Raw genomic sequence first — 14,529 nt, 5'->3', positions numbered from 1 at the left:
TGTATTCACGGATGCATCGTTTAAACTACACTGAAGAATTTTAAATATTGCAGTGGGGCAGGATTAGTTATGTGGGGTCATTTCTTTAAAATACTATCCATTAGTTTTATGATATGGAGTGCGTCAACTGTTTGGTCCGCCGCACAAACACCCGAAGAGACAGGCTCTCTAACATCAGAATCATTGCAGAAAATTATTGATGACGCGGCCTCCAAGGGTTTGGATGTCGTCGTCGTCTCGGCAAAAAAAGCAACTGCAACCACAACCGGACCGGATGCCGCCGATAACCTGCAGGCAACGGTTGGGACATTCCGCGCAAAACTCATCACGCTTATTCATCATTTTCCGCAACTTGTTCCGGATATTGCTGAAACATTGATAGACGCCAGTGCAGCTATCGGCGGAAACAGCCTGCTATGGACCATTGCTGTTGTTATGGTATCCATGGGAATTGGCTTGGTTGTCGTAATCATTTACCTCAAATGGCTCATAGGCAAGCTATCGCCTATTTTCGATTCACTTCCCTTCGAACGTAGCGTTGATATGTGTTTGGTGCTTGTTCGTTATGCTGGACGGGTGGTCGGTATTATTATTTTCTGCGTTGTTTCTTTTACTTTATCCAGCATCGTACTCGGGGATACCTTCGTTGAAGAAACAACCATTTATGAATGGATTTACAGTCTTGCGCTGGCCTTTTTAATGACAGAAATCTGGCGAATTTGGCTATGTCCCAGCTGGTCGGAGCGTCGTATCCCGGATATGTCAGATGAAGATTCCATCATGCTCTTCAATTGGCTCAGAGCTGGAACAATGATCGGGTTATGCACTGTCGGGCTCACACGATGGATTGGACAATTAGGCCTCAATACAACTTCCCTGACCCTAATTCATATCATTATGGTCCTGACGTTCATGGTCTTTTGGTATGTGGTGCTGTTTAAGGCGCGAAATCCGGTCTCGAAACTCATCTCCGGCCATCAACCGCTGTCAGAGCTTTCGTTCTTTATGCGAACTGTCGCCAGAGGGTGGCATCACTTAATTGGAATTTATCTCGTCTTTGCAGGCCTTGTTTCTGTTTTTCGGCTTGTTATGGGCCTACCTGATGCCCTTGGTCTCATGGCGGCATTATTCTTTACGCTGGTTGCTTGTTTAACGGTTTATGGTATCGGCACGGTTATTATCGATCGCTTACTGGCCAGACAGCAAATCCAATTCCAGCACGATAACCCGGACACCAGCCGGACCGTCACGACAACGATTTTATCGGACGATGACGAACCAACGGTATTTGAGGAAACGAAAGAATCTGCCAACCCGTTTGTCACACGGGATTTAACATATGTTAGCCTGGCACGGCAGGGACTTCTGTTGGTTATCTTCGGTTTTGCTGGCGTATTTCTCCTGGCCCAATGGGGAATTGATCTGTTTGATGAAGAAAGCTCATTGGTTCGGATGTGGGATGTCGTGATTGTCATTATCTCCGGCTATATTGTCTTCCAAGTTGCCAAAATTGCCATAGAACGGAAAATTGAAGACGAAGGTGTTGGCGCGGAACCGGAACCCGGTGAAGAAGGCGGGGCCGCAGGCGCGACCCGATTGGCGACACTTCTACCGCTTATCCGGTATTCTGTTCTGGCAACCATTGTTGTGATGACGGCAATGATCGCCTTGTCCGGCCTTGGCTTGGATGTCGGACCATTGTTCGCGGGCGCGGGTATTATTGGGATGGCGGTTGGCTTCGGTGCCCAAACCTTGATCCGGGATATATTCTCCGGTGCATTTTTCCTTTTTGACGATGCTTTTCGGAAAGGTGAGTATGTCGATGTGGGAGATGTCAAGGGAACAGTAGAGCGCATTACAATCCGCTCCTTGCAACTTCGTCATCATATGGGACCGCTGAATACCATTCCATATGGTGAAATACGGATGCTCAAAAATTTCTCCAGAGACTGGGTAATGATGAAACTGAAACTTCGTCTTACTTACGACACCGATGTTGAGAAAGTCAGGAAACTGATTAAAAAGCTTGGGGTCGAGCTGCAGGAGCATCCGGAATTCGGGAAAGATTTCCTGCAACCGCTCAAATCCCAAGGCGTATATGCCATGGAAGATTCAGCGATGATAATTCGGGTAAAATATATGACACGGCCGGGCGATCAGTTTGTTATTCGCAAGCATGTCTATGCGCGGATTCGAGAACTTTTTGAGCAAAATGACATCAAGTTCGCTCATCGCCAGGTAACTGTCCGATTGGCGGATGACGAATACGAAAATTTGAACGAAAAACAGAAAACGCAAGTCCTAGGGGCTGCTCTGGGCGATCCGGAAAAGCCTCCGAAGTAAGGATTGGTAACGGGTTAGCAAGATGTTCCCGCCGCTTTCGATGCCAAACTGATTAGCTTCGCGACAGTTTCGTCTAGTACGGATCCCACGATGATTGGCTTCGCCGTTTTTATCGTCAGGGATCTCTGCAGTCGGTGAGGCATATCGAAAAGAGCCACCAGTGTGCCACTGTCCAGTTGTGACTGAACAAGTGCTTCATGTCCCATTAATATACCCGCTCCGTTTTTAGCCTCTTCAAGGGCCAGAGCATACAACGAAAATGTGGGCCCGCTTTTCTTGAGATGCGGCATCGAAGGTAGTTGCAATAGCCAAATCTCCCAATCATTTTGCCAGGTCATATCATGGAGAAGTGTTTCTTCAGCCAAATCGGCAGGTATCTTTAATCGGCTAGCAATAGAGGGAGCGCAAACGGGAAATATCAGGTCCTGACTCAGAACAATAGAAAGAGGGGAAATATCAGGATCTTCATAGAAAATAGCCAGGTCAAACGGTTCCCGATTAAGGTTGGGCGGATTTTCGAGCGCTGTTACTGATATAGCGATTTCGGGCATTGCCTCTCGAAGTCCCGGTAGCCGGGGGGAAAGCCAAAGCTGCGCGACACTTGGCAAAGCTGCTATTCGGATTTCACGAGGGGCGGCATTGGTTCTGAGATTATGAACCGCCAATCCCAACTGATCAAAGGCGGCGATAAAATCTGCAAGAACACTGGCACCGAGGGCTGTCAGCTCTAATCCCTGCGGAAGTCTTTTAAAAAGCTTTTCCCCTGTCCAAGCCTCAAGAGATTTGACGTGCTGCGCGATTGCGCCAGGCGTCACAAAGAGCTCTTCAGCCGCGTAAGTAAAGCTACCTAACCGCGCAGCCGCCTCAAAAGCCCGCAATGCATTAAGTGCCGGCATTTTTGGTCGAGGTGGGTTGATCGCCATTTTGACCCCTAGATTTTCTACGTCTAGTAAATAGTAATACTCATTTGCCCACAACAAGTATTTTTGCTCTATTTGGTCCATTAAAAATAAAGGGTAACAGATATGACCGCATTGATCAGACGCACCTGGGTTCCGAAGCAGAGCGAAACCTATATTCAGCAGTTGGCACAAAATACGTCCGGGTCAAATGCTGCCACAGTCAATAATCGAATTGATCAATTGATTCATCGCAATCGCGAAATTCATGAAAAAGACTGTTTCAATCTCAATCCAGCAACCAATGTTATGAATCCTCGTGCGGAAGCTGCTCTTTCCGCAGGCCTTGGATCACGCCCCTCCCTTGGTTATCCAGGCGACAAATACGAAATGGGCCTAGAAGCAATTGAAGAGATAGAAGTTATCTGTGCAGAACTTTGTGCCGAAGTCTTTCAAGCGAATTATGCTGAGATTCGTGTCGCCTCTGGAGCGCTGTCGAACCTCTATGGGTTTATGGCCGTTTGTCAGCCCGGAGATCATATCATTGTTCCCCCGGCTTCCATTGGCGGTCACGTGACCCATCACAAAGGAGGCTGTGCGGGCTTGTATGGGCTGAACATCCATGAAGCCCCCGTAAATGCAGATGGATTTACAGTTGATGTTGCAGGCTTAAGAAACCTTGCCCGAACAGTCCAGCCGAAACTCATAACCATTGGCGGCAGCTTGAACCTGTTTCCACATCCGGTGAGCGAAATTCGGGAAATAGCGGATGAAGTTGGCGCTAAAGTTTTATTTGATGCCGCCCACCAATGCGGCATGATTGCCGGAAGAGCCTGGCCGAACCCGTTAGCCGAAGGTGCTCATTTGATGACCATGAGTACCTATAAAAGTCTCGCTGGACCCGCGGGTGGGCTAATTGTAAGTAATGATGCCAAAATTGCTGAACGGCTGGACACCATTGCGTTTCCCGGTATGACGGCAAATTTTGATGCTGCAAAATCCGCAGCCCTCGCTATCACTATGCTGGATTGGAAGTCCCATGGTACAGCATATGCCAAGGCCATGATAGATGTTGCTAAATCACTCGCAGAAGAGCTCGATTTCCTCTCCATTCCCATATTTGCAAAGAATAATGGCTTCACGGAATCTCACCAATTTGCGATTGAAGCTGCTCCATTCGGTGGCGGACAAGCGGCTTCGAAAAAGCTCCGGCAAGCGGGTTTCCTTGCCTGTGGCATCGGGTTACCTTTGGCAGACGTAGCCGGCGATCTCAACGGCCTACGGATCGGAACCCCTGAACTTGTACGATGGGGCGTCACAAAAGAGAGCGTCAGACCCCTGGCCACACTCATTGCAAGAGCTCTCACAACAAATAGCCCAGAATCTCTAGCCGACGAAGTATCCAATTTGCGAGCTGAATTCGATAAAATACGGTTTATCTGTGAATGAGAAAGCTGGCGCTTTGCCATGCATTTTTACTGAAATGTAAAATTACCCTCTGTGAAAGAGGGTAATGGTGGAGCCAGACGGGATCGAACCGACGACCTCTTGAATGCCATTCAACTGTTCTTAGATACGCGACTATACTCTGTGTTACTGTAACCCCCCATTTATCAAGGATTTCTCTTGTTACACATTACGTGGTTTACTGAATATACCCCATATGATACTGTATAGAGCGGTCACTTATAGGTCACTCGAAATGGTCACTCAAAGCATACATAAACTCACCAAGCGGTCAATTGACAGCTTCGTCTATGCTGGCGGAACAGATGTTCGATGGGATGAAACTATCCCCGGCTTCGGTGTTCGTATCTACCCCTCTGGCAAAAAGGCTTTCATTCTCAGGTACAGGGCGCAGGGTCGCAAACGGCTTCTTACTCTTGGCAGGTTCGGCGCAGATCTCACTCTTGAACAGGCTAGGGATAGGGCAAAAGCACACCGTGTCGATGTTCGTGATGGTAAGGACCCGTTAGAGGAACGAAAAAAGCATTCCCAGGGTAAAAATTTCAAAGAACTTTGCGACAAATACATTCAAGACCACGCAAAACCTCACAAGAAAACATGGAAGACAGACGAAAGCAGACTCAACCGCCACATACCCGCGTCCTGGAACAGCCGCCTTGTCGCATCTATCAATCGAGATGACGTGAGCGCCCTTCATGCCAGGGTTGGCGTCAATGCGCCATATGAAGCCAACCGGACCTTAGACCTCCTGCGCGTCATCTTTGAGAAAGCGCAAAGCTGGTATTTTATGGACAAGGGAACAGAGAACCCCGCGACGGGTATCAAGAAATTCAGGGAGTACAAGCGCAAGCGATTTGTAACCCAAGAGGAACTTCCTGCACTCGCAAAGGCAATTGATAAGGAGCAGAGTATTTATGTTCGCTCTGCCATGTGGCTTTATCTTTTGACGGGCCTGCGCAAGAACGAGCTTTTACGGGTGAAACGGTCAGACATAGACAATTCTCGGCAAATGCTCCGGCTTCCTGATACGAAATCAGGTGAAGAACAGGAAGTAACGCTTAGTGCCTCCGCTATGGCGATAATTAACGCGATACCAGCAGAAGAAAAGAACCATTACCTGTTCCCCGGAAGAATTAAAGGGAAGCACATCGTTAACATTGACAAGGCATGGCGTCGAGTTCGCAAAGCAGCAGAGGTCGAAGATTTGCAATTGCATGATTTACGGCGGTCTGTAGGAAGCTGGTTAACTCAAACTGGCGTTGATCTGAACGTTATTAAATCAGCGCTTCGACATTCAAACATTGCGACAACGCTGATTTATGCCCGTCTCGGCGATGACCCTGCACGAGAAGCAATGGAGGCGCACGGTGAAAATATTATGATGGCTTCAGGCAAGGCGAACCTCTCATTGGCAGACGACGGATAAACACCAGAATGGAAGACTTTTCATTTCTCGATGACCATTACGACCTCTACGGGGCTTACAATTTTATTGCGTATGGCGCAGCAGATAAAGGTGCGTTTGAAAGGTTTTGGGAAGGATGGGAGGCAGAAAACGGTTTTGAGCCGTCAGTAGGAAGTATATCGAACCACGAGCAAAATGTTCTTAACAACATCATGCTCCGCGCCGCCGCGTCAGGTCGATTGCGTGTCAGGGGCAAAAAAAAGTATTCGTCGAAAGTTGAGCAAATACCCGCTGACATATTCCGTTCTTTCCAGTTTGAACCAATTGCCGCGACAGACCCAGACCCCGCAGCACGAAAAGCGCTTGGATTGGAGCCACTGGAACTAACCATTGATAACGATGAAGGGGCGTTTACGGAGATAATTTTTTTCAAGTCCGAAATTGAGAATTTACGAAGTGAATTGGTAAGAAGGCTATCTGGTGACAAAGCTGCAGGTCAAATGGTCACGGATAATTCCAATAATTCAGAAATAAGCGATAGCGACGAACTTTACAAAAGCGGCCTACCAGGTAAGCCAAACACCAAACATCACTACATGAGGGAGCTAGAGCGAATTTATGATGCCGGAGAGTTGAAAGAAACAATAAAGGAACAAGCGGATATCTTGCACAAGTGGGTAAAAAAAGAACATCCAAAATATGCACCCAGCAGCACGGGAGCTGTAGAAAATGCAATTCGCGACCGCTACAATGTCATGAAGAGAGCGTCTAAAGAAATCTCATAATTTTATTGGGAGTGTCGTCTATTCCCGTGGAAATAGTGATGAAAATCTTTAAAAACAATAGCTTAAAAAAAACCATAATAATAAATCCAACCATAATATTATTTTGTATTTTCATGGCTTAACCCCACGCATATCCTTCTCTCCATTACTGTTTAACAGCGATGGAGATACACATTGGTCACGCAAGTACATCAACTTAATGAACCTCCCAAAATCCCGCAAGGAAGCGATAATGGCGATTTTTGGTATGGACTTATACCGGAGGACGAGGCCGCTAATTTTGTCGGCCAGAAAGTTCGAACACTTCAAGACAAGCGACAGAAGGGCGGCGGGCCAAAATACGTCCGTATATCTTCTCGCTGCATCAAATACCGCAGAATTGATTTGAAGGAATGGGCTGACGGCCTGCTTCGCAAATCAACGTCAGACACCGGCAAAAACGAGGCCGCGTGATGATTAATAGCAGGAGCCGTGAAAAGCGGTCATCCCCTAAACGAAAAATCCCCGGAGCGGCAAGGCTCCAAGGGATTAATTCATTTTTTCTAACGCTACCAACGAAAGAAATACAACATGCACAATATACCTAAATCCAACTCTTTTTACAACCTTCCATTATTTGAATGGGAAGCAAGCAGATCGTTGCCAGCGCCGGTCCTGACCGCCTCTCTCACCCAACGTCGATATCATGTTTCCCCAGCCCATGCCCGCCTCATCGCGGCAGAACATTATGGGGTGGCGATATGAGATCTTTAAGGGTTACTGCAAAGTACATGCGCGAGGGCGAAGAGGTAATTATCGTCACTCGTGGCCAGACCGCCAAGAGCTTGTTGGCATTGGTAGAGGCTTATCCAAAAGGTGTTACAGCTCAGGAGGTCAGCAGTTGGGCCCTTCGCTTCGCTGCTTATTGCCATGACCTCATCCATAAGCATGGCCTGAGCATTCGGACAGACCGTGAACAGCATGAAGGTGGCTGGCACGGACGGCATGTACTGGAAACGCCTGTTGAGATTACGGAAGTAGTCAGACCAGAGCGGAAGGAAGCCGCCTGATGGCCCGTGGCGGTAAAACCCTTAACAATGGGCGGAACAAGCATGAGCAGTATGTTCCGCTCTCATACGCGATGCTTGCAAGCGAGGCTTGGCTTACACTGAGCCCCGCCTCCTGCAAAGTATATGTTGAACTACGTTCAAAGTATCACGGGGGCAATAATGGCGAATTATCGCTTGCTTATGCCTCTGCCCGTAAGAGGCTGCGTCTGGGCAACTCTACAATCACTAAGGCGTTCAAGGAGCTTGAGGAAAGAGGCTTCATTCAGATTACCAAGTTTGGCCACTGGCATGGGCGTAAAGCTGCTGAATGGCAAGTCACTGACCGTCCCTATGAAGGCAAACAGGCAACCAATGACTGGCGACGATGGAAGCCCGGAATGGACTTCAGAAAAACAGAAGTCGCTCCCGACACGGGACATATTCACTACCTGACGGTCCCATCTGGGGAGCGAAGGGCATAATTATGTCCCGTCTCAGTAACCGTCAGGCCCTTTTTGGGCACCCTCATGGTCCCGTATGGGGAGTACCTATAATTACCACTCTATGTACAAGGAACACATTATGGATGACAACTTTACACAATGGGATGAGAGGCAATGACAGCAACAATAGCTTTTAACAACGATATGGGCAGAGAAGAAAAGAAAACATCTTTCGTGCATATGCGAGCGGTTGGAAAATCTTATAGCCAGATATCTGAGGAAATAGGTGTATCAAAATCTACACTTTCGAATTGGAACAGTGACCTTGAGGAAGAAATAGCCTCAGCCCGTGCCATCGCTCTCGACGCGCTGTATGAAGAATTCTTTATGTCCAAAGAGCGACGCATCCGGCTTCTTGGGGAGCAGTTAAAACGCCTGGATGAAGAATTGAGATCTAGAGATCTTAGTGAACTTTCAACAGACAAGCTATTTGGCGTTCATATGCAATACACGCTGGCACTGAAAGAGGAGTTTGTTGAAATCAGGCCCTTGCCGGACTCTGAGGTAAGAAGCCTCAAGAAATTGAAAGGCTGAACAATGAACGAAAGTAAGACAGATGTGAACGGGGAGACAATTTTACAGGATCTTGGTAACACGCTCCACAGGTATAGAGCGGGGCTGATTAGTGACGGTCAGGCAGCAAAGGAAACATCAATATTGAACGCAATGTTGCGGGCCTATGACATCGCCGATCTCCAGAAAAAGGTTGAAGCGATGGAGCATGTAATAGGAGCGCGAAAATGAGTGAAGGAGTAATTGATTTGGCTAATACACGTAAAATCAGAGCCGCAACGAGCGGCAATTTATCAGCAATGGAGGTTGTAAAACTTCGTTTGGGATCATGGGCACAGGAATTGCGACAGGAGCAACCTGCTTTCACAGAAAAAGAGCTAGACGCGATACAAGACAAAAATCTGTCTGGTCAGCCACATAAAGCGGAAACCTTTAATAAATGGGTAGGACTTTCGCAAGAATTCCATGCCGAGATTTACAATGCACTATCCTTATCCCTGGACGCACGGGCGACTATCAATCGAATTCAGCTGGCAATGAACCTTGGAGAACTGGCATATCTGAACAAAGCCGACCAATTATATCAGCCTCTTGTCATGACCGAGAAGGCGGCAGCACAATACCGAATTGACAGCGTAGAGCATCAGAAACAGAGACGCTTAGAGGGCTGGTATTCCATTCAAGACGTGTTTGTCCGGCGGGCTCATGAAATACTCCCGGAAAAAGAGAAGGCACGGATCGAAACGGATGAATATGGTGATTTGCTTTGGTGGGATTACATTGACGCTTTTCCAGAGGATGCCAGTAAGTACGGTGAGAAGGCGTTAGATAGCATCAGAGAACATATTGCCAGTGGGGACCTTGTGTTTGAGGCGGAACATCCAACGGACGTCATGCGGGAGCAATGGCCAGAGATAGGGGAAACGGCGGTCAATGTCATGCCGGAATGGCTCGATTTGAAAACATTGATGGGCGAAGAAACGAGCGAGGCACTACAGGACCTTCATTGTGAATACGTGATTTGCGGATGCCAGGGCAAGCACCTTTATTCTCTAAAGTCGCAACTCCCGGAATGGCAAGCCCTCATGGAGAAATACGTGCAGGCAGAAATGCACGCAGACTTGCCGTATTGCCGACCAGTCGCGATTATTCAAGAGCCTTTTGACGGCGGGCATTTGGACGATAACGGCCATTTCCAATCCTTCGGTGCAGATGCTGCTATTAGGTTGAACGCCTTCGAGAAGGCCGTGGAGCGGATCGGCCCATCCCTGTTTGATGGCATGAACACCAACGCCAGCCATAAGGCACAAGCATTCATGGTGAAGCTGGCGACACTCGACGCGATTTCAGAGTACCTTGAGATTGATTTCTTTTCACATCTCACCAGGGAATGGCAGGCAGATCTTCGAGATGCGACAAAAACGTTCAACCGGTCTATGGAACATCTTTACTACGCTCATTCAACAATGGCGGAAGGAGACGACCGCCGCCACTACATAAACAGAGGCAAGCCAGAGCCGATTGTCCTTGAGGCGCTAAGGCCATCGCAGGAGGAGCTTGAGCAAATTCGCAAGAGTCTCGAAAAGGAAGAGCTTGATGGTTGGTTTAAAAACAGTTTTGAACTGATTTTTTTGGAAGGGGCGGCATAAGCTCCTATTCAGATACACTGTCCGTCGCAGGCGATAGACGCAGGATGTACGGTGGAACGTCAACTGGCGCGCCCACAGGCCCGAAGAACAGGAACCATAAACACGGCTATTGGACGAAGGAGGAAATTGAAATCCGGAAGCAATCCCATGCCTTTTTTCGTGAAATGCAGGAATCTCAATCGTAACACCAATCCAAGCATTAGGAGCATAGCATCAAAAAAATTTACCAATCGACTTCCCCGGCAGTATTTCGCGGAAAATCTTCTTGAATAGTTTCGTATAGCACATCATTCCCCCGAACTACTTTCGTCGCATATATCCAGCGGTTATTGTGCTTTCTATACTTCAGGTACTGAGAAAAAGGACCGCTTCTCGTTGTCCAAAATATATTAAAATCTCGTTCCGTTCCTTTTCCTAAATCCCAAACCTCTGAGTCTGTACAAAGACCCCGGGTCAACTCGCCGTAGGATCGATGTAACTCCGCCTTGTTCAAATTTTCGGGCGTTAATTTATTTTGAACTGACCTAAACGCTTGTAAATCAACAATCCGAGCGCGAATATCGTAAAGTGGATGAATTCCTTGGTGTATAATCATGGTCATTGCCCTATCGACACCGGGCATGAGATTAGAGTGAGCCATGAAGCAAAAGCTGTCACCACCGGTAATATGACTGACCAAGTCAGCTGTTTTCTCATCCAGCCGTTCAAGCAAGCTTGAAGTTTTTTCAATTAAGCGTGAGAGGTCATCTTGCACACGAGTTTGTTTGCGAACCCTAAAATATTGTCCTGACAACCAGCTTGCCAAGAAAAATGTTGGCCCGAATATATTGATAATTCCTGCAATAGGTATGTCTTCGAAAGTCTGAGGGTAAAAATTGAAGAACGTCCATGCGATAGCGACTATTAACGGAAGCCAAAACTCTTTGGCAAGCTGAAATGCGGTTTTCATATCGAATAGTCCTTTACACAGCAATTATGGCCGAATTCACAGGTGAATGTGAGTTAGGTATGGTGTTCGTAGTGAAACGAAACTGAAAAACTACACAAATACTGAAAATTTGTTGCATGAAAATCCTGGTGAAACTGATAACCAGTCAGATTATATCAGTTCCATCGTAACACTAATGTAGTATGGCGTGCATCTGATTCCTAATTGGAATTTCGAAATGCTGGGCGTGGCATTTTCCGAGTTTTACTCAATCCTTTTTCAAGTAGTTACTGCTAGATTACGACATCCCATGGGATCACGGTTAGGTTGCAAAATATTATTATTTGGTGCACTCTATTGAGAGAATTCGCCTACTACTATAAATTCGATTGGAGAATATTCATGACTAAACGAAGCCAAAAACCTGACTTCAAGTTGATTGACTTTGAAGAATTTAGTTGGATGAAAGATGATCCTTTCATTAATGAAGAAGAAACAGACGTGGTAATTTCGTTAAATGAAATCAGCAGCAAATCAGTTGAAAAAACGGATGGCGAAAGTTCACTATTTGCTCGCAAAATTCTTTATTGGAACGATGTTCAGCTAAAGAGTTATGATTGGATTACATATGTGCGCAACATGAGTTTAGATATGCAGGATTATGGTAGTAATAATGTCCTGTACACCATTTCATTTGAAGTAGAAACGCCTGTGGCAAAAGCTACTAATAGAGATTGGGTCGATTGCACGTTTAATTTTAGGCTTCTTAATTCAAATGGGGCCTATCTATTCCCCATTCATTTGGATTGGAATCGGGGATGTGGAAAGTATTTGTTTTCCGAACAACATGAAACGAAGACAAACGTGGCCGATGTAGTAAAACATATTGATAGTGGGGTTCGAGGAGGTAATTTTCATCTGAGAGTTACGGGGTGTTGATCCAGAACAGCATTATCACAAGTAGGTTAAGGAAATGATGTATTTACGATTAAGTTCTTTCTTGCTTTCCGGCATGAGTTCCAAATTTAGTCCTACACATTTGTCATCACTGTACTCAAGAATGAATCCTTCGCAATAACCAAATGCCCCTATCGACGCTGAATGTTCATCAAGCTCAAAGCTACCCAATGCTCCCAATTCGATAATACCGCCATGAGATATTATCAAAACGCTACTTTCGTCATGAAGATCTCTAATACATTCAAACCAAATTAACGCTTGCTGTCTCGCGAACCGGAAACAGTAATTATTTGTTTTGATGACTTCAGAAATAGCTTGGAGAGTATTTGGCCAATCTAATTTCTCAAGTATTCCATCAGATATACTTCCCAACTCTTCAATACACTCAGTCACCTCCTATCCCATTACGATAGCTGTTTCGATAGCTCTAGGCAGCGTGCTGGTAATCACACGGTCATAACTGCCCATTCTAGCTCCTGTGTAAATGGCTAGCTCTATTCCCTCTGATGATAGATGTGCAGTCTGCTTTCGCCGTATAGTATGTCTGCGTACTTCAACGATTTTCATTAAATCTATTATCCTTCGAACTTCAACCGGTCGGTTTTGGTGCTTGTCACCTTAAAATACTTTATCCCAATTATGCACTCATAAAAGTGAGTGTTTGTATTGTTAACAAGCCGTTCTTACTGTATAATGTTCATGATGTGTTCCTATGGGGTTTTTAATGAATTCAACAGTTTTCGACCGCCATCTACATCTTCGGTTTTCACCGTCTCTTGTTGAGCGAGTACAAGAAGCCGCAGCTACAAAAGAGCAAACTATGTCAGAACTCATCCGGGCTGCTGTTCGGGAGTATCTAAACACGTTAGAGCAAGTGACGGCATGACAGATCCTTTCCCACATTGCATACGCGCCATTGTACAGCGTGAGGATACGCCAGAAGCGGCAGTAAGCCGTATTCAGGCTGTATTTCCCTATTGGAGCCTAAAGGCCATTCACAGCGGCGCTGAGGCGGATATTGGTGACTGCAGCGACAAGGCATATCGCCTGAAGCTAAATAGTCTGATTGAAGTCACGGCGTATGAAGATGCCGAGAGGGACGCCCAATGAGTTTATTGAATACGACGCCAACCTATCTTTTGAACAGTTACCCGAACCAATACACCCCAGGGCTGCTCAACCTTTCGCCGTACGTTACTCCGCCGGTAGTTCAGAGGCCTTTAGGGAATGGCCGTTGGAATTCAGACCCTAATCCTGCGGATGGTAACGAAGCTGCAGATAGCGCAACAGCAGATGTTGGAAGCATGACAGCAGCGGAGCAAATGGCCGGAATATCGATGGCGCATGCAATTGGCAAAGGCCTATCTGTGGCACCTGTGGGGCCGGTGGGCTTGATGCCAGGTATAAGCAAAGCAATGCTATCCGTAGCGCTTGCTAATGGCATGAACGCGGAGGGTATGAACGCGAGTGAAGCAGCTAGCCAACAAGCGGCGCAGGCTGAGAATGAGGCTATGGGTTTGGATGCGGGTACAGCAGAAGCAGCCAGCCATGGTTTGGGCGTTGGTATACCAGGCACTGCAGCAGGGAGCGGGGCAGCAGGACCAAGTGGCGACAAGGTCATTTGCACTGAATTGCACCGGCAGGGATTTATGCCGGAACATATTTGGCGAGCCGACGAAGAATACGCAAAGACTGTCGATCCGGTTGTCAGGGCAGGCTATCTCCTATGGGCTGTACCGGTAGTTAAATTGATGCAGAAGTCACTATTGGCTACCAAGCTTGTTCACATCCTTGCCAAGCCCTGGTCTGAGCATATGGCGTACAAAATGCATGCGGTTGAAGAAGATAACGCTTTAGGGCGAGTGTTAATAAAAACAGGAATTCCCTTGTGTCTAATTTTAGGGGCTATCTCGCAATTCAGACGACGAACCATGATGGATAGCCAGAAAGGGAGAAAGCTTGCTTAATCTTGTTCCCGGATACCCCTTATCACACATTTGGATACAAAATGGTGAAGAAGACGCCTGGAATGGTGATAACGATCCGTCT

Annotated in this window: 17 protein-coding genes; 14 read left to right on the top strand and 3 right to left on the bottom strand. The window is 46.8% G+C overall.

The window, feature by feature from the left end; all coding sequences use genetic code 11:
* Positions 1-69: 69 nt before the first annotated feature.
* A complete protein-coding gene (locus NBZ79_RS00665; RefSeq protein WP_251934543.1) occupies positions 70-2,343 on the top strand; it encodes a mechanosensitive ion channel family protein in 2,274 nt (757 codons plus the stop codon).
* 14 nt (positions 2,344-2,357) lie between these two features.
* Here NBZ79_RS00665 and NBZ79_RS00660 read toward each other — a convergent pair whose 3' ends face one another.
* Entirely contained in the window at positions 2,358-3,266 is a 909-nt protein-coding gene (locus tag NBZ79_RS00660) for a LysR substrate-binding domain-containing protein (protein ID WP_251934541.1), read from the bottom strand.
* A 102-nt stretch (positions 3,267-3,368) separates the two neighbouring features.
* Here NBZ79_RS00660 and NBZ79_RS00655 point away from each other — a divergent pair, with 102 nt between their 5' ends.
* From NBZ79_RS00655 to NBZ79_RS00615, 9 genes are all read left to right on the top strand, one after another.
* Positions 3,369-4,691, top strand: coding sequence for a serine hydroxymethyltransferase (locus NBZ79_RS00655; RefSeq protein ID WP_251934539.1), 1,323 nt, complete (start codon positions 3,369-3,371; stop codon positions 4,689-4,691).
* A gap of 253 nt (positions 4,692-4,944) precedes the next feature.
* Complete coding sequence (locus tag NBZ79_RS00650; protein WP_251934537.1) at positions 4,945-6,135, top strand: tyrosine-type recombinase/integrase; 1,191 nt, start codon at positions 4,945-4,947, stop codon at positions 6,133-6,135.
* 8 nt (positions 6,136-6,143) lie between these two features.
* The gene (locus tag NBZ79_RS00645; protein WP_251934535.1) at positions 6,144-6,899 is read left to right on the top strand and encodes a hypothetical protein; all 756 of its coding nucleotides are present in this window, start codon (positions 6,144-6,146) and stop codon (positions 6,897-6,899) included.
* A gap of 174 nt (positions 6,900-7,073) precedes the next feature.
* Positions 7,074-7,352, top strand: a complete 279-nt coding sequence (locus NBZ79_RS00640; protein ID WP_251934534.1) for a helix-turn-helix transcriptional regulator — start codon at positions 7,074-7,076, stop codon at positions 7,350-7,352.
* A gap of 287 nt (positions 7,353-7,639) precedes the next feature.
* Positions 7,640-7,948: a winged helix domain-containing protein gene (locus tag NBZ79_RS00635; protein ID WP_251934533.1), complete on the top strand. Its 309-nt coding sequence runs from the start codon at positions 7,640-7,642 to the stop codon at positions 7,946-7,948.
* Positions 7,948-8,409 (top strand): hypothetical protein, encoded by a 462-nt coding sequence (locus NBZ79_RS00630; protein WP_251934532.1) that lies wholly within the window; start codon positions 7,948-7,950, stop codon positions 8,407-8,409. Before NBZ79_RS00635 ends, NBZ79_RS00630 begins: the two co-directional genes overlap by 1 nt.
* 135 nt (positions 8,410-8,544) lie before the next feature.
* On the top strand, positions 8,545-8,964 hold the full coding sequence (locus tag NBZ79_RS00625; RefSeq protein WP_251934531.1) for a helix-turn-helix domain-containing protein: 420 nt from the start codon (positions 8,545-8,547) through the stop codon (positions 8,962-8,964).
* A 3-nt stretch (positions 8,965-8,967) separates the two neighbouring features.
* A complete protein-coding gene (locus tag NBZ79_RS00620) occupies positions 8,968-9,174 on the top strand; it encodes a hypothetical protein (RefSeq protein WP_251934530.1) in 207 nt (68 codons plus the stop codon).
* Entirely contained in the window at positions 9,171-10,592 is a 1,422-nt protein-coding gene (locus tag NBZ79_RS00615) for a hypothetical protein (RefSeq protein ID WP_251934529.1), read from the top strand. The genes NBZ79_RS00620 and NBZ79_RS00615 overlap by 4 nt, the downstream gene beginning before the upstream one ends.
* A 223-nt stretch (positions 10,593-10,815) precedes the next feature.
* Here the strand turns inward: NBZ79_RS00615 and NBZ79_RS00610 are convergent, their stop codons facing one another.
* A complete protein-coding gene (locus tag NBZ79_RS00610; protein ID WP_251934528.1) occupies positions 10,816-11,541 on the bottom strand; it encodes a hypothetical protein in 726 nt (241 codons plus the stop codon).
* A 381-nt stretch (positions 11,542-11,922) separates the two neighbouring features.
* Here NBZ79_RS00610 and NBZ79_RS00605 point away from each other — a divergent pair, with 381 nt between their 5' ends.
* Positions 11,923-12,459, top strand: a complete 537-nt coding sequence (locus tag NBZ79_RS00605; protein ID WP_251934527.1) for a hypothetical protein — start codon at positions 11,923-11,925, stop codon at positions 12,457-12,459.
* A gap of 15 nt (positions 12,460-12,474) precedes the next feature.
* On the opposite strand, the gene NBZ79_RS00600 is transcribed toward NBZ79_RS00605, so the two are convergent.
* Positions 12,475-12,873: a hypothetical protein gene (locus tag NBZ79_RS00600; protein WP_251934526.1), complete on the bottom strand. Its 399-nt coding sequence runs from the start codon at positions 12,871-12,873 to the stop codon at positions 12,475-12,477.
* 331 nt (positions 12,874-13,204) lie between these two features.
* On the opposite strand from NBZ79_RS00600, the gene NBZ79_RS00595 reads away from it, so the two are divergent.
* Genes NBZ79_RS00595 through NBZ79_RS00585 form a run of 3 tightly spaced genes read left to right on the top strand, consistent with a single transcriptional unit; the run spans position 13,205 to position 14,447 of the window.
* Positions 13,205-13,366 (top strand): ribbon-helix-helix domain-containing protein, encoded by a 162-nt coding sequence (locus NBZ79_RS00595; protein ID WP_251934525.1) that lies wholly within the window; start codon positions 13,205-13,207, stop codon positions 13,364-13,366.
* The gene (locus NBZ79_RS00590; protein ID WP_251934524.1) at positions 13,363-13,590 is read left to right on the top strand and encodes a hypothetical protein; all 228 of its coding nucleotides are present in this window, start codon (positions 13,363-13,365) and stop codon (positions 13,588-13,590) included. The genes NBZ79_RS00595 and NBZ79_RS00590 overlap by 4 nt, the downstream gene beginning before the upstream one ends.
* Positions 13,587-14,447 carry a hypothetical protein gene (locus NBZ79_RS00585; RefSeq protein WP_251934523.1) on the top strand — a complete coding sequence of 287 codons (861 nt, stop codon included), beginning with the start codon at positions 13,587-13,589 and terminating at the stop codon, positions 14,445-14,447. Before NBZ79_RS00590 ends, NBZ79_RS00585 begins: the two co-directional genes overlap by 4 nt.
* Positions 14,448-14,529 lie beyond the last annotated feature (82 nt).

The sequence above is a fragment of the Sneathiella marina genome, from assembly GCF_023746535.1.
GTDB classification, from domain to species: Bacteria; Pseudomonadota; Alphaproteobacteria; order Sneathiellales; family Sneathiellaceae; genus Sneathiella; species Sneathiella marina.
This window is presented reverse-complemented; position numbering and strand designations above follow the sequence as displayed.

What these genes read in the sequence shown, in the direction of transcription:
- NBZ79_RS00620 (WP_251934530.1), top strand. Translation starts at nt 8,968, where the DNA reads ATGAACGAAAGTAAGACAGATGTGAACGGGGAGACAATTTTACAGGAT.
- NBZ79_RS00655 (WP_251934539.1), top strand. Translation starts at nt 3,369, where the DNA reads ATGACCGCATTGATCAGACGCACCTGGGTTCCGAAGCAGAGCGAAACC.
- NBZ79_RS00660 (WP_251934541.1), bottom strand. Translation starts at nt 3,266, where the DNA reads ATGGCGATCAACCCACCTCGACCAAAAATGCCGGCACTTAATGCATTG.
- NBZ79_RS00625 (WP_251934531.1), top strand. Translation starts at nt 8,545, where the DNA reads ATGACAGCAACAATAGCTTTTAACAACGATATGGGCAGAGAAGAAAAG.
- NBZ79_RS00630 (WP_251934532.1), top strand. Translation starts at nt 7,948, where the DNA reads ATGGCCCGTGGCGGTAAAACCCTTAACAATGGGCGGAACAAGCATGAG.
- NBZ79_RS00615 (WP_251934529.1), top strand. Translation starts at nt 9,171, where the DNA reads ATGAGTGAAGGAGTAATTGATTTGGCTAATACACGTAAAATCAGAGCC.
- NBZ79_RS00590 (WP_251934524.1), top strand. Translation starts at nt 13,363, where the DNA reads ATGACAGATCCTTTCCCACATTGCATACGCGCCATTGTACAGCGTGAG.
- NBZ79_RS00595 (WP_251934525.1), top strand. Translation starts at nt 13,205, where the DNA reads ATGAATTCAACAGTTTTCGACCGCCATCTACATCTTCGGTTTTCACCG.
- NBZ79_RS00645 (WP_251934535.1), top strand. Translation starts at nt 6,144, where the DNA reads ATGGAAGACTTTTCATTTCTCGATGACCATTACGACCTCTACGGGGCT.
- NBZ79_RS00635 (WP_251934533.1), top strand. Translation starts at nt 7,640, where the DNA reads ATGAGATCTTTAAGGGTTACTGCAAAGTACATGCGCGAGGGCGAAGAG.
- NBZ79_RS00665 (WP_251934543.1), top strand. Translation starts at nt 70, where the DNA reads ATGTGGGGTCATTTCTTTAAAATACTATCCATTAGTTTTATGATATGG.
- NBZ79_RS00585 (WP_251934523.1), top strand. Translation starts at nt 13,587, where the DNA reads ATGAGTTTATTGAATACGACGCCAACCTATCTTTTGAACAGTTACCCG.
- NBZ79_RS00605 (WP_251934527.1), top strand. Translation starts at nt 11,923, where the DNA reads ATGACTAAACGAAGCCAAAAACCTGACTTCAAGTTGATTGACTTTGAA.
- NBZ79_RS00650 (WP_251934537.1), top strand. Translation starts at nt 4,945, where the DNA reads ATGGTCACTCAAAGCATACATAAACTCACCAAGCGGTCAATTGACAGC.
- NBZ79_RS00610 (WP_251934528.1), bottom strand. Translation starts at nt 11,541, where the DNA reads ATGAAAACCGCATTTCAGCTTGCCAAAGAGTTTTGGCTTCCGTTAATA.